The following is a 20286-nucleotide window of genomic DNA, read 5'->3' as shown; positions in this document are numbered from 1 at the left end:
CCGGCCCGCCCTGCTAATGTTTCTTCTTTTTGCCCGACTGTTCCTCGGCCACGATCTGCGAGGCGGCCGCCGCCACGTGGGCTTCCCCCTCCGGGGTCAGACGCTCCCGCTCGGGGATGTGCACGGACACGCGCGGCTTGGCGAACTCGATGCCCGCCTCGGCGAAGTACTTGCGCATCTTGGCCAGGACCAGCTTGCGCAGGGTGAACTGCCCGCCGGGTTTGGTCATGAACTTGACCCGCATGCGCATGCCGTACTGCTCCATGGCTTTGACGCCCTGGCTCTTGATGTCGGACAGCATGAACTCGTTGAGCTCGGGCACCGCCCGGATCTCCTTGTTGATCTTCTTGATGATCTTCTTGATCTCATGGATGTCCGTGTCGAACGGCACCAGGTATTGCAGCTTCATGACCGCCCAGTCGCGGGTCATGTTCTGGACCTCTTTGATGGACCCGAACGGGATGGTGTACAGCGGGCCCAGGTGGTGCCGAAGCTTGAAGGAGCGCACCGAAATCTCCTCCACCGTGCCCATGGCGTTGCCCACGATGATGTAGTCGCCCACCCTGAAGGCGTCGTCCATGAGGAAGAAGATGCCGGAGATGATATCCTTGACCAGGGTCTGGGCCCCGAAGCCTATGGCGATGCCGAAGACCGACGCGCCCGCGATGAGCGGGCCGATGTCCACGCCCAGGGAAGAGAGGATAATCAGCACGGTGACCACGGACAGCCCCGCGAAAATGAATTTCTTGACCAGCTGGAGCAGGGTCGAGAACCGGTCGCCTCCCGGCCCGCCGCCGCCCTCGCCGTCCCCGTGCTCCTCGCCCGGCTCGGTCTTGGCCTTGAGCCGCCGCTCGATGTAGTTCGAGATGAACACCCAAAAAATATAGGCCAAAACCAGTGTCAGCAGGATGTCGATCCCCGCGCCCACCGTGGCCTCGCCCAGAGCCAGGTCGATGCCCCAGATGCGGAGCAGCAAAAACGCGGCCCCGGCCAGGACCAGGACCCGGAAGCCCACGGACAGGAAATGCTGGAACCGGCTGATGTCGGGCACGCCCTCGACCACGGTCTGCCCGCCCATGTCGTCCAGGGGCGTTTCGGCCAGCCCGGCGGCAAAGCCGACCAACCTCTGGCAGCCCCAGTCCACCAGCAGGTAAGCCGGGACCAGGAGCAAGGTGTAGATGCCGGTGAGCATGGCGTGATTGCCGAAGACCAGCATGGCGGCCACCCAGAAGAACCAGAAACCCAGGGCATAGACGATGACGCCCACATGCCACGCCCCGGCCAACTGGAAGCGCAGGCTGCGGGGCGGCACGGCCCGGCGGATGGCCTCGGCCACCGGCCGCTTGTTCCACAGGGCCAGCAGACTGACCGTGGCCGCCACGACGAAGCCGGTGGCGGACACGATGAGCAGGAAGACCAGCTCGCTGCCCCGGGTCATGCCCACCAGGGAGCTGGCCAGGATGCCCACGGCCACCACCCAAGCCACGCGCACGATCCACTTGTACAGGTAGCGGGCCGCGTTGTCCGAAAGCGGCAGGAAGCGGATGGCCCCCATTGCCGGGGCCAGAACGAAACGCGCGGCCAGCCGAACCACCTCCACGATGAGCATGGCGGCCAGCCAGACGAAGATGACCGGACGGCCCTTGGCGGGCTCGTTGAAGATGAGCAGGTACGGGATCAGGGTGATCAGGGCCACGCAGGCCACGGCGAGCACGTCGAAGAACGACCGGACCAGCAGCCGTCCCGCCTTGACCGGCAGGGACGCGCCCGGGTCCACGTCCTCGATGCGCCTGCGCAGCCCGGCCAGACGGCGGGCCACGAACCAGCGAGACAGGAACCACAGGACCGTGACCGCGAGCAGCCCCAGGCCGAGCTCCCCGGGCGGGTGCACGCCCGCGCCGGTCACGGACTCGCGGAAGGCCTCGGGCAGCAGCGTCGGGGCCTGGGCCGCGCCGGAAAAGAGGTAGGCGAACCGTTCCCGGACCTTCTGGACGAACTGCCGGGCATGGACTATGGCCCCGGCCACGCCCCCGGGTCCCTTGTCGGTCGCCGGGGGAACCGCGTCCTTGCGCAGTTCCTCGATGAGCAGGCGGCGGACCTGCTGGTCGCTCATGGAGGCCAGGATCTCGTTCAGCTGGCCGGGGGTGGCGTCGGGCGGGATGACCGTCTTCTTGGCCTTGCCGGACCCGCCGGTCACGGCGGCCAGGGAGGCCGGGGACGCCCCGAGGGCGGCCAAGGGCGCGGCCAGGTGGCAGACCAGACACAGGAATATGGCCACGGACACGGCTCGCTTCGACATGAGGCCCCCGGGAAAAGTTGACTGACGCATTATGCGCAATCTGTAACAAGCTCAATAAATACTTGTAAACTAAAAAGAGAATGACTCCACATCGCCCATACGGGCGTACTGGAAGAGCCGGGACGGTTGCCCTTCCACGCGCCGGGCCAGGGCGGCCGGAACCGAGATGTCGCCAAAGGTGTGCATGGGCACGAATACGGGCGCGCCGATGATCCGGCAGGCCGCTTCGCCTCCGGCCAGGTTGTCCAGCCTGGGATCCGTGTTGGCAAAGGCCACCAGCGGCTTGAAATCGCGGGCCCGCTCCATGGCCGCCTTGAAGAATCTTGCCGTGAACTCCGCCTCGGCCGGGGACGCGCCGGGCCATATCCACTCTGCCAGGTCGCCGCCGTAGTAAAAACGGAAGCATCCGTCCTCCACCAGGAAGGCCACGCCCTGGTCGTTGGAGGTAAGGGTCTCGATGACCATGCCGCCGAAGCCGTAGGTCTCGTCCGGCTCGACCATGAGCACCTGGCCGTTGCCGGGCACGGCCTCGGGCCTGAGCTCCTCCACGTCGTCCGAGATCACGTAGCGCACCTGGGTCGCCGTACCGGTCACCGAGGCGAGATCGCCGTTCAGGTGGTCGGCGTGGCCGTGGGAGATGAACACGGTCAGGTCGGTCCCGGCCACGGTCCGGCGGACCAGGTCGTCCGCCCCCCGGGGCAGGTGTTCGTTCTCGGGGTAGTCGAAGAGATAGGCGCGCCTGTCCGTGCGCAGGACAAAGGCGCTGTGGTGGATGTAGGTGATGTCGCAGTGCATGGGCTCGCCCGCTCCTTTTTTCTCCGGGTTAGCACAAACCGGACGCCCTGTCCCCAATCTTGCCACACGGGAGTGGGCGCGATATATATGCTATAAATAAGGGAGTGCCGATGGCAGTCAAGGTATCCATAACACCCAACGCCGACCACCTTCTGGTCAAGGTCGCGGGCGAGGTCCGGACCGTCGAAGACGTCGTAAGCTATACGACGGTATTCCGGCCCGAGGCCGTCCGGCTCGGGCTGCGGCGGGTGCTCCTGGACTATGTGGATGCCCGTTTCAGCCTGGATTATTACGACTTGCGGGAAGTGGCCGAGATCGGCGTGCGCAAGGATTTTCCGCAGCTCGGTCTGCGCATCGCGGTGGTCTGCCGGACCGAGGACCTGGACCGGCACCGCCTGTTCGAGACCATCGCGGCCAACCGGAGCATCGTCTACCGGGTCTTCACCGCCCCGGACAAGGCCCTGGCCTGGCTTCTGGCCTCCTGACCCGGTCCTGGCGGACCGCGCCCGATTCCTGTATCCTCGCCCCTTCACCTTTCGCGGGAGGCTCCATGCTCACCATCGGCGTCGACACCGGCGGCACCTTCACCGACTTCACCTATGTCCACGGCCCGGACTCCGGCACGTACAAGACCCTGTCCACGCCGCGCAACCCGGCCGAGGCCGTCCTGTCCGGCCTGCGCCGCATCCTCGCCCTGCGCCTGCCCGGCGCGCGCCTGGGCGAGGCAGACCTGGCCGTGGTCCACGGCTCCACCGTGGCCACCAACGCCATCCTGGAGCGCAAGGGCGTGGTCACGGCCCTGGTGACCAACGACGGATTCACCGACGTCATCGAAATCGGCCGCCAGAACCGCGCCGCCCTCTACGACCTGCACTACCGGCGCCGGGCGCACATCGTGCCCGCGAGCCTGCGCTTCGGCGTGCCCGGCCGGATCACCGCCGAGGGCGAAACACTGGTCCCGTTCGACGAGACCGAGGCCAAACGGGTGGTGGATCGGATCAAGGCCTCGGGCGCGCAATCCGTGGCCGTCTGCTTCCTGTTCTCCTTCCTCGACCCGGCCCACGAGCGGCGCATGGGCGAAATGCTCCGCGGACTCGGACTGCCTGTGTCCCTGTCGAGCGATATCCTGGCCGAATTCCGCGAGTTCGAGCGGACCTCGACCACGGTGGTCAACGCCTACGTCTCGCCGATCATGACCCGCTACCTGACCGACCTGCGGCGGGGCATCGGCTCCGGGAGCGGACAAGGGAACGGGCGCGGCGCGGGCCTGCGCATCATGCAGTCCAACGGCGGGTCCATCTCGGCGGACACGGCCATGCGCGAGTCGGTGCGCACCATCCTGTCCGGCCCGGCCGGGGGCGCGGTGGGCGCGCTGGCCCTGGGCCGCGCCGCCGGGTTCGACCAATTGATCACCTTCGACATGGGCGGCACCAGCACCGACGTCAGCCTCATGGACGGCGGCCTGCCCCTGACCATGGAGTCGAGCATCTCCGGTTATCCGGTCAAAGTGCCCATGATCGACATCCACACCGTGGGCGCGGGCGGCGGGTCCATCGCCTCCAGGGATCCCGGCGGCTCCCTGGCCGTGGGCCCGGAGAGCGCCGGCGCGGACCCCGGCCCCATCTGCTACGGCCGGGGCGGCGAACGGGTCACCGTGACCGACGCCAACCTGTACCTCGGGCGCATCGTGCCCGGGCGTTTTCTGGGCGGGGGCATGCGTCTGGACGCGGACGGCGCCCGCAAGGGCATCGAGCGGCTGGCCGTGGAACTGGGCCTAGGGCCCGCCGAGCTGGCCGAGGGCGTCCTGGCCGTGGCCAACGCCAACATGGAGCGGGCCATCCGGGTCATCTCCGTGGAAAAGGGGTTCGATCCGCGCGAATTCACCCTGCTCTCCTTCGGCGGGGCGGGCGGTCTGCACTGCGCCGAACTGGCCCGCCTGCTGGGCATGCCCAAAGTTCTGGTGCCCGTCGATCCCGGCATCCTTTCGGCCACGGGCATGCTCATGGCCGACGTGGTCAAGGACTACTCGCGCACGGTCATGCGTCCGGCCGGCGAATTCTCCGGCCAGGCCATGGAGGCTTCCTTCGCCGAACTGGAACGGGACGGGCTGGCCGAGCTGGCCGCCGAGGGCGTGCCCGAAGAACGGGTGGTCCACGAGCGGTTCCTGGACATGCGCTACCAGGGCCAGTCCTTCGAGATCGTGGTCCCCTTCGGCCCGGACATGGCCGAGCGGTTCCATGCCCTGCACGAAAAGCGCTACGGCTATCGTAACGCGGACAAGCCCGTGGAGGTGGTCAACGTCCGGCTGCGCAGCCGGGGAATCGCGGACGGAAAGAAGCCCGAACCGGGCGAAGCGCGCGGAGAGGAAGTGGCGGCCGAGGCGCTGCTGGGCTCGCAGCGGGCGGTCTTCGACGGCGCGGCCGTTACCGCCGCCGTCCTGGAGCGCTCGGCGCTCATGCCGGGCAACCGGTTCACGGGCCCGGCCATCGTCACGGAATACACCTCGACCATCGTTGTCCCGCCCGGGGCCGAGGTACGTGTGGACCCGTGGTCCAACCTGGTCATGGAGCTCGGCTGACCGGTCAGTCCCGCTCGCCGGGCAGGACGACGTGAAATATAGCGCCCCCGCCCGCCCCGGACCGGGCCCAGACCCGGCCGCCCAGCTTTTCCACGACCATGCGGCACAGGGCCAGCCCGAGTCCCGCACCCTTGATCTCGTCCACCAGCGTGTCGCCGGTCTCCACCTGGTGGAACGGCTTGAAGATCGCTTCCAGTTCGGCCTGGGGGATGCCCTTGCCCGTGTCGGACACGGTCATTTCCAGCCCCTTGCCGTCCGGGCTGGACACGCGCACGGTGATGTTCCCGTCGCTGGTGAAATTGCAGGCGTTGCCCAGGAGATGGCCGAGCACCCGCTTGAGGTGTTCCGGCAAGACGTTGAGTTCGGGCAGCTTGTCCTCCATCTTCAGGACCACGTCGAGGCCCGCGCGGTCCCGGCAGACCGTCCGGGCGTCCGCCACGGCCCGCCGGATGGTCTCGTCCACGGGATAGGTCTCGTCGGTGCGCAGGTCGCCGCCCGCCTCCATGTCGGCCAGCTCCATGAACTGATCGACCAGCAGGTTCAGCCGCCGGCCCTCGATCTCCTGGACATCGAGGTTGCCCAGGGCCCGCTGCAGGCTCTCGCCGTTGCCCTCGCCGTGCACGGACCGGTCCAGCTCCCTGCGCGCCAGGGCCCCGTATCCGAGCACCGAGGTCAGCGGCGTGCGCATGGCGTGGGACACGGTGGTCAGGAAGGAGGATTTGAGGTCGTCGAGCCGGGTCAGCTCGGCATTGGCCCGTTTCAGCTCCTCGGCCTTGAGGGCCAGGTCGGAGGTGCGTTCGGCGATGATCGCCTCCAGGTCCTCCTCGGCCCGCTTCAGGGTGGTGATGTCCACCAGGGAGACGAGGTCGGCGAACGCGCCGTTGACCCGGGTGGTCCTAGAGTGGATCTCCACCCATTTGACCCGGCCCGTGCCGGTCACCGCCCGCCAGGTATAGGCCGGAAGCGCGTCGGGTTCCCCGGCCTGCTTGCGCCGGGCCTGGTCCATGACGAAATCGCTGTCGTCCGGGTGCAGGTAGCGGCGGAAACCGCCGGGCGGCAGGGCCAGAAGTTCCTCCACCGTGGCCTCGAGGATGTCCGCCGCGGCCTTGTTGACAAAGGTCACCCGGTCGTCCTGCAGGACGCACAGGCCGAGCATGGTCTGTTCGGAGAAGGTCCTGAATCGCTCCTCGCTCTCGGTCAGTTCGTCCAGGATCAGGGACACGTTGAGCCCGTCCGACAGGCGGCGGCCCGCTTCGGTGAACAGCCGGATTTCCTCGTCGGTCCAGACGCGGGCGTCGCGGCACTGGTGCAACCCCAGGCACCAGGGCCTGCCCACGTTCGGCCGGATGGCGAACATCAGCTGGGAGCGAACGCCGTACCGCTCGGTCAGCAGGTCGTCCATGGGCAGCCCGGTGGACGGGTCGAAGGCCATGGCGATGTTGCTCTCGAGCAGGTTCCGGAAATCCCGTCGGGTCTTCTCGCTCAAAGCCATTCTGCCGCCTTCCATGCTGTCCAGCGCATATTCGGGGTCGGTCCGCAGCACCTTGACCACGAAGGAGCCGGCCTCGGGGTCGCAAGGGTGCACCAGCCACGCCCGGTCCGCGCCAAAGGCCAGGCGGACGGCCTCCATGGTGGCCGCGAGCATATCGTCCGTGGAGGAACCACTGTGCATGGCCCGGTCGATGCGGTCGAGGGTCTCCAGGAAATGAATGTGGTTGTAGTACTCCTCCTCGGCGTGCTTGCGGTCGGTCACGTCGAAGACCACGCCGTCGATGCGAACCGGTTCGCCCTGGTCGTCGTGCAGGACCCGGCCGCGTTCGGACATCCAGCGGACCTCGCCGTCGCGGCGGATGATCCGATAGTCCGCCAGGTAGGTCTGGCGGTGCTCCAGCCCTTGGCGCAGGGAGCGCTCCACCCACTCCCGGTCCTCGGGGTGGACGATGGACAGGAACGACCGGCTGCCGCCCTCCATGAATTCCTCGGCCGGGTAGCCGGTCACGTCCAGGGCCGTGCCGCTGACGAACCGGTTGACCCAGCCGTTCTCGAAATCGGTGTGGTAGACGACGCCCGGGATGTTCGCGACCAGTGAGCTGAACCGCTCCAGGCTCTCGGACAGGGCCTCCTGCACCGCCTGCCGCTCGGCGACCATGCGGTTGGCGGCCTCGGCCAGGGATTTGAACTCGGCGTAGTCCAGGGAGGCCACATCGATCTCGCCCTGCCCGGAGGTGGCCCGCTCCCAGACCTTGGTGAAGGAGGCCACGTTGGTCTCGATGTTCCGGGCCATGCGGCGGGACAGGTACAGGGCCAGCAGGCTGAGCAGGGCCATGCCGGACAGGATGAGCAGGACGCGGTCCTGGATGTGCTGTTCGAGCTGCTTGCGCTTGAGTTCGACCACCCCTTCGATGTCGCCCACGAAGGCCCCGGTGCCGATATACCAGCCCCAGTCCGGGATGGGCTCGGCGTAGCTGACTTTGGGCTCGTTGCGCTGCCCGCCCAGCGGCGGCATGACGTAGGTGACGAACCCGCCGCCCTGCTTGGCCGCCTTGATCAGTTCCTGGACGATCCTCACGCCGTTGGCGTCGGTGATGTTCCACATGTTCTGGCCGACGGCCGGGCCGAGAATGGACTCGCCCTCCATGGTCCCGCCGAACAGGGAGCCGTTCTTGGTGTAGCGAATGTCCCCCAGCTGCCGCAGGGCCACTTCCTTGACCGCTTCCTCGGCCATCTCGAGACAGGCCCCGGCCACCACGCGCAGCCCCTGGGCCTCGAACTCGTTGACCTTGACCAGCAGGGTGTACCGGCTCATGCCGTCGGCCACCTTGAGGGCCAGCTTGCGCTGCCCGTTGGTCACGCCGGAGAGCTCGGTCTCCACCTGGGACAGGGCGTCCTCGCGGTCGACCCATTTCGGGAAGGGTGAAAAAAGGTAGATGGTGTTGCCGCGAATGGCGTAGAGCCGGGCCTCGCTGCGGTCCAGGGCGGCCATGAGCCGCACCGTGGCGACGCGCAGCATGGTCGGGTCGGTCCCCTTGGCCAGGTCCCGCCCCAGGACCTCGTTCAGGGCCCGGACGTCGCGTATCTTGGACTCGAGCTTGCGCGCCAGGTCCTCGGCCGCGGCCCGCCTGATTCGCGCGACCAACTCCACGGCGTCCCGGACCTCGTCCCTGACCAGGCTACGCCGGTCCTCGTAGCGCTCTTCGCGGATACGGTCCGCGTCGGCCTTGAAATCGGCGAACATGGAATACAACCAGGCCCCGCCGATGACCAGAATGGAAATCCAGGAGACGGCCACCATGCCCACCAGTCCGGCCCTGCCGATGGTCCTTCCGTTGCTCACCCGACAAGTCTCCCGTCCACGGAACCGCCCGGACAGCCCGTTGATTTGATGACTGAACCTTCCACAAACCCCACAATACCAAGGTCCCCAGGAAAAGCCACCCCATTGTTTTCCCCCACCCCGATCGCCCACCCCCACTCTTTTGCCTTGACCGCCCCCGCCACCTGGTATAAAAATCGACTCCCGTTTCGCCAGGATAGCTCAGTTGGTAGAGCAACTGATTCGTAATCAGTAGGTCGTCGGTTCAATTCCGATTCCTGGCTCCAGGAAAAGTTTGGCCCCTCAGTGAGTTATGTCACCGAGGGGCTTTTCCTATTTCTGCTTGAAACGCTTGAAACTGATTGTTCCGCGCGTACAATCTGCGGACACTTGCAACTCGCACTCAATGATTTCAACGAGTTGCCAGCCGCCGACTACTGATTCCGTCCAAGCTCAAATCGGTTGGTCACAACGCCTGCATCTTACCCCGCAACCAGCCTTTCAAAAACCTGTCAAGCCGTATTTGCGGTTTCCCATCCGTATTTCACCGCCACCTCTTTGCATTTCACCGGCAGGCTCCGTGCGCGACGCATCATCGTCCAAAACCCCGTGTTATGCTTTCCGCAAATCAAGACAGCCTTTTAAAGGCAAAAGGAGAAAGAACATGGGAGAAAGATGGATTCAACACATCGGTGATGATCAACTGGTGAACGGCATGCCGAAACACATGTCCGCACAGGCCGGAACGGACACGGCAGACAGCGACACGCCCAACGAACCGAAAACCTATTGGCGATACAAGCCCAACCCCCATGCCTGCGAGAAATGCCAAGCCATGAAAGACGTCTGGTTTGAAGAAAGGCCCGGCCCGGTTCACCCGAACTGCAAGTGCGAGATTGAAGAGTTCGAGGCGATCAAAGTCACGGGACGATCCCGGGCCATCATTGTGCCACAAGGTGTCAATTTGGCAGCCAATATTGCAGAAGCAAGACGGATAAAAAGGATTTGTGAGCCATTCATTTTTAACTTCCCGCCATATTCCACAGCAAGTTTCTCATTGAAATGCATATGGGTATTCTTCAATTTCAAAGATGGAGCCAAATACGACTACAAACGAGGTGGGCATCCCGAATACGAGGACTTCGGCAATTACCACTATGGTCTATATACAAAAGCACTTGGATTGAATGCCTCTTTTACCCAAGCTGCAGCTGGAGCGGCTCAGGTATTTTCGTTAACCTCCAAGATGAGCTTCTGGAGAACTTGGTTCGACGACCCCAGGGACAATGAGATGGTCATTAAAGGACAAAAATCTCCTTTACTCAAGTAAACGAGGCGAGTTTCTTGTCGTCATTGGAAGTGGGTATGCGAAATGGCAGCCCCACTGCCAATGCTTGACTACAGCCCATCAGCAGCACATATAAACAACATGAATTACCAAGAACAACTGTATCGTAATGTACCTAGAGCTGTTCGTATGATCTTGCTCCTAGGGCTATCGGTCCAGACAATCGCTGTTGGCGCATTTTTAGTTATGGGTACCGGCCTTTTTCTGCTTGATGCGATCACACTCAGTTTCAACTACTGGAGCCCATTGGCATGGGTTCTATGGGGTGCGATGGCTGCTTTCGTACTTGCCAATACGCACCTCATTGCCAGGCTCATTAACAAATGGCCTGAACGATACAAAAGACGCTCTCTGGACATACTCGCTTCACTCCCCTCTATCGCTTTCCCCGGGTGGGCCTGCATATCATTAATTCTTGATGGCAATTGGGATCTCGGCAACGCCCTGTTCTACGGCGTTCCCACAGCGTTCAACATCGCCGTCCTTTGCTTCGCAACCTTGCCACCACTTCGCAGGCATTTCTTTGAATATACCACCATGAAAACGGGGAATGACACACCTATACATTGACAACGCCAATGGGCAAAATGCCCCCTCATGAACTGTACGCAAACTGTACGCAAACTGCGGACACTTTTCGGTAGTTTTAGACAGTTTTAGGCACTTTTAGGCACTTTCCAGGGCATACAGACTTCTCGGCATTTCAAGCAATATCAATCTGTTCAAAGCAATACAGGCTTCTCACTAAAAACCTCCATACCAATTCGTAATCAGTAGGTCGTCGGTTCAATTCCGATTCCTGGCTCCAACGAAATCAATGGGTTAGCATACTGCTAAACCCTTTTTTTGTTATTCCACAGAGTTTTTGGGGCAATATTGGGACACTAGCTCATTCCGTGGGCGTTCAACGCCTGTCGCACACCATCAAAGGGCTTGAACTTTCAAAATGCGGATACTGAAAGACATCAAAGTTTCTCGCCGCAACTCCATCCAACAACTTGTGAAGTTCATGTGGTAAGCAGGCCTCGGCCGATTAAGCCCCCCAACGGTCATGCCCCGGACTTTGCCCTTCACTTCCTTGACATTTCTCCCGGCTCCTTCATCTTGACAGAGGTACTATTTATAAAATAGTACCTTTATTGTGTTATTAATTTTATATTTGTGCTAACGGCCCATTCCTCCGGAAAGGGCTGTCGGCCGAGGAGGGTATCCTATGTCAGGATGCACACCCAAGTCCGCACCGGCGGTGGTGCCAGCGGACCTGTCTTCAATCCACCCCAACAAGGAGGGCACAATGAAACCGATTGAAGGCGTGATGACCCAAACCAACGCACCCAGGGGGATCGATCCGGACAGCCTGTTTTTCGTCCAGGTCGACGCCACCAAGTGCGAAGCCTGCGGTACCTGCGAGGAGCACTGCGCCACCGGGGCGATCCAGTCCATCAACGAGGAGGGCATCCACCAGGTGGTGGATCCGGCCGCCTGCATGAACTGTGGCCAGTGCCTGGTCAACTGTCCCTACGACGCCATCTACGAGGGCGTATCGTACGTCGATGAGATCTTCGAGAAACTGAAAGACCCGAACACCATCGTGGTCTCCATGCCCGCCCCCGCGGTGCGCTACGGCCTGGGCGAGTGCTTCGGCGCGCCCACCGGCACCTACGTGGGCGGCCAGATGCATGCGGCCCTGCGCCAACTCGGCTTCAACTACATCTGGGACAACGAGTTCACCGCCGACGTGACCATCATGGAGGAAGGCACCGAACTCATCCAGCGGGTCAAGGAGCAGGGCCAGAAGGATGCCCGTCCCCTGCCCCAGTTCACCTCCTGCTGTCCCGGCTGGGTCAAGTTCGCGGAGACCTTCTACCCCGACCTGCTGCCCAACATGTCGAGCTGCAAGTCGCCCATCGGCATGCTCGGCCCCCTGGCCAAGACCTACGGCGCCGAAGAGACCCACACCCCGGCCCAGAAGATCTACACGGTCTCGATCATGCCGTGCATCGCCAAGAAATACGAAGGCATGCGCCCCGAAATGGCGGACAGCGGGTTCCGCGACATCGACGCTACCATCGACACCCGCGAGCTGGCCTACATGATCAAGACCGCGGGCATCGACTTCAACGCCCTGCCTTCCCAGGGCCCGGACCCGATCCTCGGCGACTCCACCGGCGCGGCGACCATCTTCGGCAACTCCGGCGGCGTCATGGAAGCGGCCCTGCGCCTGGCCTATGAAGTCCTGTCCGGCCAAAAACTGAACAATCCCGACATCAAGGTCGTGCGCACCCACGAAGGCATCAATACCGCCGACGTGAAGGTGCCCAACTTCGGCACGGTCAAGGTGGCCGTGGCCAGCGGCCTGCAAAACGCGGCCAAGCTGTGCGACGAGGTCCGTGCAGGCAAGTCCCCGTACCACTTCATCGAGATCATGACCTGTCCCGGCGGCTGCGTGAACGGCGGCGGACAGCCCGTCGATCCCGAGATCAGGGCCTCCCTGTTCCGGTCCACCGTCGCCCAGATCAACAAGCGCTTCCGGGCCCGCAGGGTCGGCGCATAAGGAGGAATGAAACCATGAAACTGAACAGACGCGGATTCATCAAGGCCTGCGGCTTCATGGCCGGCTACACCGTGCTCGGCCTGAACATGACCAAGGTAGCGGTCGCCGCCACCATGGACTTCGTCGGCCTGCGCCAGAAGTCCGTCTACGACGCCGACGCAAAGATCTACAAGATCAGGAAGTCCCAGGACAACCCGATGATCAAGAAGCTCTACAACCGCGAGGACGGGTTCCTGCATGAAGGCCCCTGCGGCCACATGTCCCACCACCTGCTGCACACCCACTACGTGGACCGCAGCTCCAGGGTCACCGCCCTCAAGGAAAAGGGCTACAAGTTCAACTTCTAAGCACCGACAGCTTCGACCTGCGGCAAGGACCCCCTCTGATCCTAGGGCCAAGCTTCCCCCTCCCCTTCTTTCCTTCGAATGCCCCCCGACGCGTCTCTATTCTTCGCGACTTGGTAATACTTTTTATAAAAAGTTATGCGCTCAGTATAATTTTTTATTGATTAGTAATATTTTTTCCCGTAAGGATTGTCTCCGGAACACCTCCAAACCGGAGAAGATCTGCCTGCGGGAAGGGTTCGCCTGAACCTCAGGGTGGAGCCGCCTGGCCCTGCCCGAACTCCACGGCAGAGACACCGTCCAGACGCTCCATCCCCGTTTCCGCAAGCAGAAGGCCCGGGAGTGCTAAACCGGGCTTTTCTCTTTGCGGAGCCAATCCATGAACAGGGAGGAACAATGATGCAGAAGCGACTCGGCATCATCGGCATCATCATCAAGGACAGGCAGCGGGCGGCGAGCGCCGTGAACACCATCCTCAGCGACCATGGCGAGATCATCGTCGGGCGCATGGGGCTGCCTTTCAGGGACAGGGGCGTCAGCATCATCGACCTGATCATCGAGGCGACCACCGACGAGGTGGGGGCATTGACCGGCAAACTGGGCAATCTCGAAGGCGTTCGGGTCAAATCACTTCTCGTATAACTACACGGAGGCAACCGATGAAACAGGACAGCACGCTGGGCGAGGGCCTGCACAATTTCGTTGACGAAGCGACCATCCGCGAAGAGATGGCCCGGTTCGAGAACCCGGAACCCGGCCGTATCCGGGAAATCCTGGCCAAGGCGCGGGAAAAGCAGGGGCTGGACCCGGAGGAGGCCGCCGCGCTGCTGCGCAACAAGGACCGCGACCTGGACGAGGCCATCTTCGAGACGGCCATGCACATCAAGAAGGCCATCTACGGCAACCGGCTGGTGGTCTTCGCTCCGCTGTACATCACCAATGAATGCAAGAACCGTTGCGCCTACTGCGGATTCAAGGCCTCCAACAAGGAACTCGACCGGCGCACCCTGACCTCGGAGGAGATCAAGCGCGAGGTGGAGGTTCTGGAGGACCTGGGCCACAAACGGCTGCTCCTGGTCTATGGCGAGCACCCGAAGCTCGGCGCGGACTGGATCGCCCAGACCGTGCGCGACGTCTATGCCGTGACCTCGGCCAAGAGCGGCGAGATCCGCAGGGTGAACATCAACTGCGCACCCCTGGACGTGGAAGGATTCCGCAAGCTCCACGAGGTGGGCATCGGCACCTACCAGTGCTTCCACGAGTCCTACCACCGGCCGACTTACGAAAAGCTGCACGTGTCCGGCCCCAAGCGCGACTTCCTGTGGCGGCTGCACGCCATGCACCGCGCCCAGGAGGCGGGCATCGACGACGTGGGCATGGGCGCGCTCTTCGGCCTGTACGACCCGGTCTTCGAGGTCCTCGGCCTGCTCCATCACGCGAAGCAGCTCGAACGGGACTGGGGCGTGGGCCCGCACACCATCTCCTTCCCCAGGCTGGAGCCCGCGCTCAATGCGGACATCGCCTACAACCCGCCCTATCCGACCACGGACCACGAGTTCAAGAAGATCGTGGCCGTGCTCCGGCTGGCCGTGCCCTACACCGGCCTGATCCTGACCACCCGCGAGAACTCCGAATTCCGCAGGGAGCTGATCGAGGTGGGCGTGTCCCAGCTGTCCGGCGGGTCCCGCACCTACCCCGGCGCGTACTCCGACCCGGAATACGACCGGCCCGACGTGCAGCAGTTCTGCGTCGGCGACAGCCGCAGCCTGGACGAGGTCATCCGCTCCATCGCGGGCGACCACGGTTACGTGCCGTCCTGGTGTACGGCCTGCTACCGGCTGGGCCGCACCGGCGAGCACTTCATGGAGCTGGCCAAGACCGGCTTCATCCAGAAGTTCTGCCTGCCCAACGGTCTGCTGACCTTCAAGGAATACCTCGAGGACTACGCCTCGCCCGAGACCAAGGCCATCGGCGAGGCGCTGATCCGGAAAGAGGTCGACAATTTCCCCGACCCCGACCGCAAGCACCTGCTGACCGACCGGTTGGCGCGCATGGAGGCGGGCGAGCGGGACCTGTACCTGTAACCCCTGGCCGAGGCGAAAGATGCCGAAAAACAGGCCGGAAGGTACCCGGATCGAGCGCGACGGGCTGGGCTCCATGTCCATTCCCGCGGACGTTTATTGGGGCGTCCACACCTCGCGGGCCGTGCGCAACTTCCCCTTCTCCGGATACCGCCTCCCTCCGGCCTTTATTCGGGCCTTCGCCCGGGTCAAACAGGCATGCGCCAGAACCAACGCGCTCCTCGGATACCTGTCCGGGGAGCGCGGACCGGCCATCGTCGAGGCCTGCTCCGAGATTGCAGAAGGCGGACTCCACGACCAGATCGTGGTCGACGCCTTCCAGGGCGGCGCAGGGACCTCGACCAACATGAACTTCAACGAGGTCATCGCGGCGAGGGCCGCCGAACTCCTCGGCGGCGAGCGGGGCGACCGGGAATTGGTCGATCCCCTGCGCCACGTGAACATGCACCAGTCCACCAACGACGTGTACCCGACGGCCCTGCGCGTGGCCGTGCTGGCGATGCTGGCCGGGCTGGAGGAGGCCGTCTCGGACCTCCAGGCGGGCCTCCAGCGCAAGGAGGCCGAGTTCCGCGACGTGGTCAAGGTGGGCCGGACCGAACTCATGGACGCGGTGCCCATGACGCTGGGCATGACCTTCGGGGCCTTTGCCGAGGCCGTGGCCCGCGACCGCTGGCGCATCTTCAAGTGCCGGGAACGCATAAAGCGGGTCAACCTCGGCGGTACGGCCGTCGGCACCGGGCTTGGCGCGCCGCGCGACTACGTCCTGGCCGTGGCCGGCAACCTGGCCGAGGTGACCGGCTTGCCCGTGTCCCGGGCCGAGAACCTGGTGGACGTCACCCAGAACGCGGACGTCTTCGTCGAGGTCTCGGGCATGCTCAAGGCATGCGCGGCCAACCTGCTCAAGATCGCCTCGGACCTGCGCCTGCTTTCCAGCGGCCCGGCCGCCGGGCTGGGCGAAATCGTTCTCCCCCCGCTCCAGGCGGGCTCGTCGATCATGGCTGGCAAGATCAACCCGGTCATGCCCGAGGCCGTGACCCAGGTCGCCCTGCGGGTCATGGGCAACGACCAGGTGGTGACCATGGCCGCAGGACTGGGCCAGCTCGAACTCAACCACCTGCTGCCGCTCATCGCCCACTCCCTGCTCGAGTCGCTGAGTCTGCTGACCGCCGCCTGCCGGGGGCTGGCCTGGGGCTGTGTGGACGGCATCAAACCCCGGCCCGAACAGTGCCGCAACCACGTCGAGCAAAGCATGGCCCTGGCCACGGTCCTTGTTCCGGCGCTGGGCTACGGGGCCGTGGAGCGGATCGTCAAGGAGGCGGACGACAGGGGCGAGACCGTGGCCGCCCGGATCGAGGCGACGGGCATCGCCTCCAGGGAGGCCGTGGAGCGGCTGCTTTCGCCCCGCCGGTTGTGCAAACTGGGCTTCACGCCCGAGGAATTCGAGGAGGTGCGCAGACCATGAAGCTCGTCGTCGGCATCGATCAACTCGACACCCCGGCCCTGTTCGCCGCGGGCCGCAGGATCATCCTGCACGCGGCCGTGTATGGGGCCTTCGCCCGCTCGCGGCCGCACCGGGATGCCCTGACCACGGCCCTGTCCCGGCCCGACTTCGAACGACTGGACATCATCGTCCTGGAGCCGGAAAGCCGCGAGCCCTGGGTCAGGCCGTTTCTGGATGCCCTGCGCTTCGGCATCTCCACCCAGGCCACGGACGACGAGGTGGCCCTGTCCCACCGCTACATGAGCGAGCTGGCGGCCGGCCATCCGGACAAGGTGCGCCTGCACCCGGCCCGGCGGCTGCCCTGCCTGCCCGTGCTCATCGTGGACGACGTCATCATTTTCGGCCAGTACGCCCACTCCGGGGCGCACGCCCCCCAGGGATTCTGGGGCATGATCCGCGCGGACGTGCCCACCCTGCTCTCCTGGACCATGGCGGGCAAGCCCCCGGCCCATGCGGACGAGGAAGCCGTGGCCGCCTTCCGCCTGGTCAACGAGTGTGCGCGGGCCATGTGCGCCTGCCGCTCGCTGGCCCCCGACTCCGCGCGCAACCTCGACCTCCGGGACCGCCCGGCCACGACAGCCCCATGAACACCCACGACATTCTCGACGCCCTGACCGGCTCGGACGACGCCTTCCTGTTCGCCCGCGCCCACGAGATGCGCCGCTGGATATTCGGCAGCGACGTCTATCTGCGGGCCATCATCGAATTCTCCAACGTCTGCGACAAGCAGTGCCGCTACTGCGGCCTGCGCGCCGGAAACCGGCACCTCAACCGCTACCGCATGGACTCGAACGCCATCCTCGAGAGCGCGGCCCTGGCCGTGGCCCAGGGGGCCGGGACCGTGGTCCTGCAATCCGGCGACGACACGGCCTATTCCAGGGAACAGATCGGCGCGCTGATCCGTGCCATCAAGGCCGACCACGACGTGGCCGTGACCCTCTCCCTGGGCGACCGGGGGGTCGACGAGTACGCCCACTGGCGCGACTGCGGGGCGGACCGCTGCCTGATCAAGCTCGAGACCACGGACCCGGCACGCTACAAGGACCTGCGCAAGGGCGAGGACTTCACCGCCCGGCTCCACCGGGTGGAGGAGCTGCGCCGTTTGGGCTTCGAGGTCGGCTCCGGGGTCATCGCCGGTCTGCCCGGCACCACGCCCATGGACGCCCTGCGCGACATCCTCTTCCTGACCGAACTGGATCTGGACATGATCGCGGTGGGCCCGTTCGTGCCCAATCCGGACACCCCGCTGGCCTCGTTCCCGCCCGGCTCGGTGGTCCTGTCCCAGCGCATGACCGCCCTGCTGCGCCTGCTCAATCCCAAGGCGAACATCCCGGCCACCTCGGCCCTGGACGCCCTGCACCCCGGCGGCCGCGCCCAGGCCCTGGCCAGGGGATGCAACGTGCTCATGCCGTCCATCACGCCCGACGAGCTGCGCGGCGATTACACCATCTATCCGGGCAAGAACGCCGACGGCCTGGACAGGACCGGGTCTCTGGACTCGGCCAGGCGGACCATCGAGGCCATGGGTTTCGTCCCGTCCGCATCCAAGGGGTTCTCCCCGAGGAGGGACCATGTCGGGTAAGGCGCCGCGCGGGGTCAGGCTGGTCATCGCCCTGGCCGGACGGCGCAACGCGGGCAAGTCCTCACTGATCAACGCCCTGACCGGCCAGGAGACGGCCATTGTCTCGGATACGCCCGGGACCACCACGGACCCGGTGGCCAAGCACTACGAGTTGCTCCCGCTGGGCCCGGTGACCTTCTACGACACGGCCGGGCTGGACGACGAAGGCGAGTTGGGCGCATTGCGCGTCAAGGCCACGCGAAAGGTCCTCTACCGCTGCGACGTGGCCGTGATCGTCCTGGGCGAGGAGGGATTCACCGATTACGAGAAAGATCTGCTCAGGACCATCCGCGAGATGGACATCCCGCACGTCGTGGCCTGGAACAAGGCGGACCTGCGGCCCGAGGAGCACACGCCCGAGGGGCTCGACGCCCCGTTCCTGCACGTCTCGGCGGCCACGGGGCGGGGCGTGGACCGGCTCAAGCGCCGGCTCATCGACAGCGTTCCGCCCGAGTATCGCCAGGAGCGGCTCATCCTCGGCGACCTGATCCGCGAGGGCGACCATGTGGTCTGCGTGGTGCCCATCGATCTGGCCGCGCCCAAGGGCCGCCTGATCCTGCCCCAGGTGCAGGTATTGCGTGAAATTCTGGACTGCGACGCCCTGGGCACCGTGGTCAAGGAGCGGGAGATCGAGGCCGCGCTCCTGGGGATGCGCACCCCGCCCGCCCTGGTGGTCACCGACTCCCAGGTGGTCATGAGCGTGGCCGGGGACGTGCCGGACGACATCCCCCTGACCACCTTCTCCACCCTGTTCGCCCGGTACAAGGGCGACCTGGACAGCCTGGTGGCAGGGGCCTCGGCCGTCGACACCCTCAAGGACGGCGACACCGTGCTCATCGGCGAGGCCTGCTCACACCACGACGTGGCCGACGACATCGGGCGGGTCAAGATCCCGCGCTGGATGGCCCAGTACACGGGCCGGGACCTCAATTTCGAGGTCTACGCCGGGCACGACTTCCCCGAGGACCTGGAGCGCTTCGCCCTGGTGGTCCACTGCGGAGCATGCATGCTGAACCGCACCGAGATGCTCCGGCGCATCGCCGAATGCAAACGCCGTGGCGTGCCGATCACCAACTACGGCGTGGCCATCTCGAAACTCCAAGGCGTGCTGCAACGTGTTTTACGCCCCTTCGGAGTGATGCCAAACACAATCACAACACCCACAGAAACCCCTCACACAATCAGTGCGTCAAAATTAGATAATATATCGTAATAATTTATTATTTATTTTTACGCAGATTCGTAATCAGTAGCTCGTCGGTTCCATTCCGATTCCTGGCTCCAACGATAATTAAGCCTCACAATGACTTGCGCCATTGTGAGGCTTTTTTTATTCCTTACCAGGAAAGAAAAACTGATACCGCACATTGCGGACAAGACACATACGGTTGACTATTATATTATATAATTCAATATATTAGCATGATCAGCATACTAAGCACAGGCCAGTGGCTCAGTTTCAATTTTCGGCACTCATCAAATTTCCCATTTTTGTGCAACCCAATTAACGGGCAATCCTCTCAAAGCTCTTGTTATGGCTCATTCTCCACGCGGCTGACGACTTAGCCCTTACCTCTTTCGAAAATAAACATTTTTGTCATCTTTTTATACGGACATAGACATAATCAGCGAGTTCCGCCACAGGCTAAACTAGCCATAACATCCCAATATAGCTTGGCTGGCAAAGCGAACTACCTCAAAGTCACCCTTTCTGGTCCGAAATGTGCATTAGCTCTTGTTCTATGAAAGCATTCATGAAGCGATACCGCTACCTCTACAATGCACAGCAGGTCATCCCGATCTGCGGACCGCCCATTTCATAGCCTCGCACGAGGCCGCATGACCGATTGCG

15 protein-coding genes and 1 tRNA gene are annotated in these 20286 nt (G+C 63.8%); 13 read left to right on the top strand and 3 right to left on the bottom strand.

The genetic code is table 11. From position 1 onward, the window contains the following. Window positions 1-13: 13 nt before the first annotated feature. Window positions 14-2299: a mechanosensitive ion channel domain-containing protein gene (locus tag BerOc1_RS14200; RefSeq protein WP_071546318.1), complete on the bottom strand. Its 2286-nt coding sequence runs from the start codon at window positions 2297-2299 to the stop codon at window positions 14-16. Between the two features lie 69 nt (window positions 2300-2368). Beyond that, window positions 2369-3094, bottom strand: coding sequence for an MBL fold metallo-hydrolase (locus BerOc1_RS14195; RefSeq protein WP_071546317.1), 726 nt, complete (start codon window positions 3092-3094; stop codon window positions 2369-2371). A gap of 110 nt (window positions 3095-3204) precedes the next feature. Between BerOc1_RS14195 and BerOc1_RS14190 the strand changes: the two genes are divergently transcribed. Beyond that, on the top strand, window positions 3205-3579 hold the full coding sequence (locus tag BerOc1_RS14190) for a hypothetical protein (RefSeq protein ID WP_071546316.1): 375 nt from the start codon (window positions 3205-3207) through the stop codon (window positions 3577-3579). A 65-nt stretch (window positions 3580-3644) separates the two neighbouring features. Continuing rightward, complete coding sequence (locus BerOc1_RS14185; protein WP_071546315.1) at window positions 3645-5672, top strand: hydantoinase/oxoprolinase family protein; 2028 nt, start codon at window positions 3645-3647, stop codon at window positions 5670-5672. A 4-nt stretch (window positions 5673-5676) separates the two neighbouring features. Here BerOc1_RS14185 and BerOc1_RS14180 read toward each other — a convergent pair whose 3' ends face one another. Next, window positions 5677-9006 (bottom strand): cache domain-containing protein, encoded by a 3330-nt coding sequence (locus BerOc1_RS14180; protein ID WP_071546314.1) that lies wholly within the window; start codon window positions 9004-9006, stop codon window positions 5677-5679. 190 nt (window positions 9007-9196) lie between these two features. Here BerOc1_RS14180 and BerOc1_RS14175 point away from each other — a divergent pair. The 11 genes from BerOc1_RS14175 (at window position 9197) to hydF (ending at window position 19647) form a co-directional block, all read left to right on the top strand. Continuing rightward, window positions 9197-9272: transfer RNA gene (locus BerOc1_RS14175), tRNA-Thr, on the top strand. A gap of 377 nt (window positions 9273-9649) precedes the next feature. After that, a complete protein-coding gene (locus BerOc1_RS14170; protein WP_071546313.1) occupies window positions 9650-10315 on the top strand; it encodes a polymorphic toxin type 44 domain-containing protein in 666 nt (221 codons plus the stop codon). A 42-nt stretch (window positions 10316-10357) separates the two neighbouring features. Beyond that, a complete protein-coding gene (locus tag BerOc1_RS14165; protein WP_129586546.1) occupies window positions 10358-10903 on the top strand; it encodes a hypothetical protein in 546 nt (181 codons plus the stop codon). Between the two features lie 724 nt (window positions 10904-11627). Then, the gene (locus BerOc1_RS14160; RefSeq protein WP_242653014.1) at window positions 11628-12887 is read left to right on the top strand and encodes a [FeFe] hydrogenase, group A; all 1260 of its coding nucleotides are present in this window, start codon (window positions 11628-11630) and stop codon (window positions 12885-12887) included. Between the two features lie 14 nt (window positions 12888-12901). Then, on the top strand, window positions 12902-13234 hold the full coding sequence (locus tag BerOc1_RS14155; RefSeq protein WP_071546310.1) for an iron hydrogenase small subunit: 333 nt from the start codon (window positions 12902-12904) through the stop codon (window positions 13232-13234). A 396-nt stretch (window positions 13235-13630) separates the two neighbouring features. After that, a complete protein-coding gene (locus BerOc1_RS14150) occupies window positions 13631-13873 on the top strand; it encodes a TM1266 family iron-only hydrogenase system putative regulator (protein ID WP_071547135.1) in 243 nt (80 codons plus the stop codon). A gap of 17 nt (window positions 13874-13890) precedes the next feature. Beyond that, complete coding sequence (gene hydG / locus BerOc1_RS14145) at window positions 13891-15315, top strand: [FeFe] hydrogenase H-cluster radical SAM maturase HydG (protein ID WP_071546309.1); 1425 nt, start codon at window positions 13891-13893, stop codon at window positions 15313-15315. A gap of 19 nt (window positions 15316-15334) precedes the next feature. Next, window positions 15335-16774: an aspartate ammonia-lyase gene (locus BerOc1_RS14140; protein WP_071546308.1), complete on the top strand. Its 1440-nt coding sequence runs from the start codon at window positions 15335-15337 to the stop codon at window positions 16772-16774. After that, window positions 16771-17400, top strand: a complete 630-nt coding sequence (locus BerOc1_RS14135; RefSeq protein WP_071546307.1) for a hypothetical protein — start codon at window positions 16771-16773, stop codon at window positions 17398-17400. The genes BerOc1_RS14140 and BerOc1_RS14135 overlap by 4 nt, the downstream gene beginning before the upstream one ends. Beyond that, window positions 17397-18395 carry a [FeFe] hydrogenase H-cluster radical SAM maturase HydE gene (gene hydE / locus BerOc1_RS14130; RefSeq protein ID WP_071546306.1) on the top strand — a complete coding sequence of 333 codons (999 nt, stop codon included), beginning with the start codon at window positions 17397-17399 and terminating at the stop codon, window positions 18393-18395. The genes BerOc1_RS14135 and hydE overlap by 4 nt, the downstream gene beginning before the upstream one ends. Next, on the top strand, window positions 18385-19647 hold the full coding sequence (gene hydF, locus BerOc1_RS14125; protein WP_084641581.1) for a [FeFe] hydrogenase H-cluster maturation GTPase HydF: 1263 nt from the start codon (window positions 18385-18387) through the stop codon (window positions 19645-19647). The genes hydE and hydF overlap by 11 nt, the downstream gene beginning before the upstream one ends. Window positions 19648-20286 lie beyond the last annotated feature (639 nt).

The sequence above is a fragment of the Pseudodesulfovibrio hydrargyri genome, assembly GCF_001874525.1.
Lineage (GTDB): Bacteria > Desulfobacterota > Desulfovibrionia > Desulfovibrionales > Desulfovibrionaceae > Pseudodesulfovibrio > Pseudodesulfovibrio hydrargyri.
This window is presented reverse-complemented; position numbering and strand designations above follow the sequence as displayed.

What these genes read in the sequence shown, in the direction of transcription:
- hydE (WP_071546306.1), top strand. Translation starts at nt 17,397, where the DNA reads ATGAACACCCACGACATTCTCGACGCCCTGACCGGCTCGGACGACGCC.
- BerOc1_RS14165 (WP_129586546.1), top strand. Translation starts at nt 10,358, where the DNA reads ATGGCAGCCCCACTGCCAATGCTTGACTACAGCCCATCAGCAGCACAT.
- BerOc1_RS14140 (WP_071546308.1), top strand. Translation starts at nt 15,335, where the DNA reads ATGCCGAAAAACAGGCCGGAAGGTACCCGGATCGAGCGCGACGGGCTG.
- BerOc1_RS14170 (WP_071546313.1), top strand. Translation starts at nt 9,650, where the DNA reads ATGGGAGAAAGATGGATTCAACACATCGGTGATGATCAACTGGTGAAC.
- BerOc1_RS14185 (WP_071546315.1), top strand. Translation starts at nt 3,645, where the DNA reads ATGCTCACCATCGGCGTCGACACCGGCGGCACCTTCACCGACTTCACC.
- BerOc1_RS14195 (WP_071546317.1), bottom strand. Translation starts at nt 3,094, where the DNA reads ATGCACTGCGACATCACCTACATCCACCACAGCGCCTTTGTCCTGCGC.
- hydF (WP_084641581.1), top strand. Translation starts at nt 18,385, where the DNA reads ATGTCGGGTAAGGCGCCGCGCGGGGTCAGGCTGGTCATCGCCCTGGCC.
- BerOc1_RS14155 (WP_071546310.1), top strand. Translation starts at nt 12,902, where the DNA reads ATGAAACTGAACAGACGCGGATTCATCAAGGCCTGCGGCTTCATGGCC.
- hydG (WP_071546309.1), top strand. Translation starts at nt 13,891, where the DNA reads ATGAAACAGGACAGCACGCTGGGCGAGGGCCTGCACAATTTCGTTGAC.
- BerOc1_RS14135 (WP_071546307.1), top strand. Translation starts at nt 16,771, where the DNA reads ATGAAGCTCGTCGTCGGCATCGATCAACTCGACACCCCGGCCCTGTTC.
- BerOc1_RS14150 (WP_071547135.1), top strand. Translation starts at nt 13,631, where the DNA reads ATGCAGAAGCGACTCGGCATCATCGGCATCATCATCAAGGACAGGCAG.
- BerOc1_RS14160 (WP_242653014.1), top strand. Translation starts at nt 11,628, where the DNA reads ATGAAACCGATTGAAGGCGTGATGACCCAAACCAACGCACCCAGGGGG.
- BerOc1_RS14190 (WP_071546316.1), top strand. Translation starts at nt 3,205, where the DNA reads ATGGCAGTCAAGGTATCCATAACACCCAACGCCGACCACCTTCTGGTC.
- BerOc1_RS14200 (WP_071546318.1), bottom strand. Translation starts at nt 2,299, where the DNA reads ATGTCGAAGCGAGCCGTGTCCGTGGCCATATTCCTGTGTCTGGTCTGC.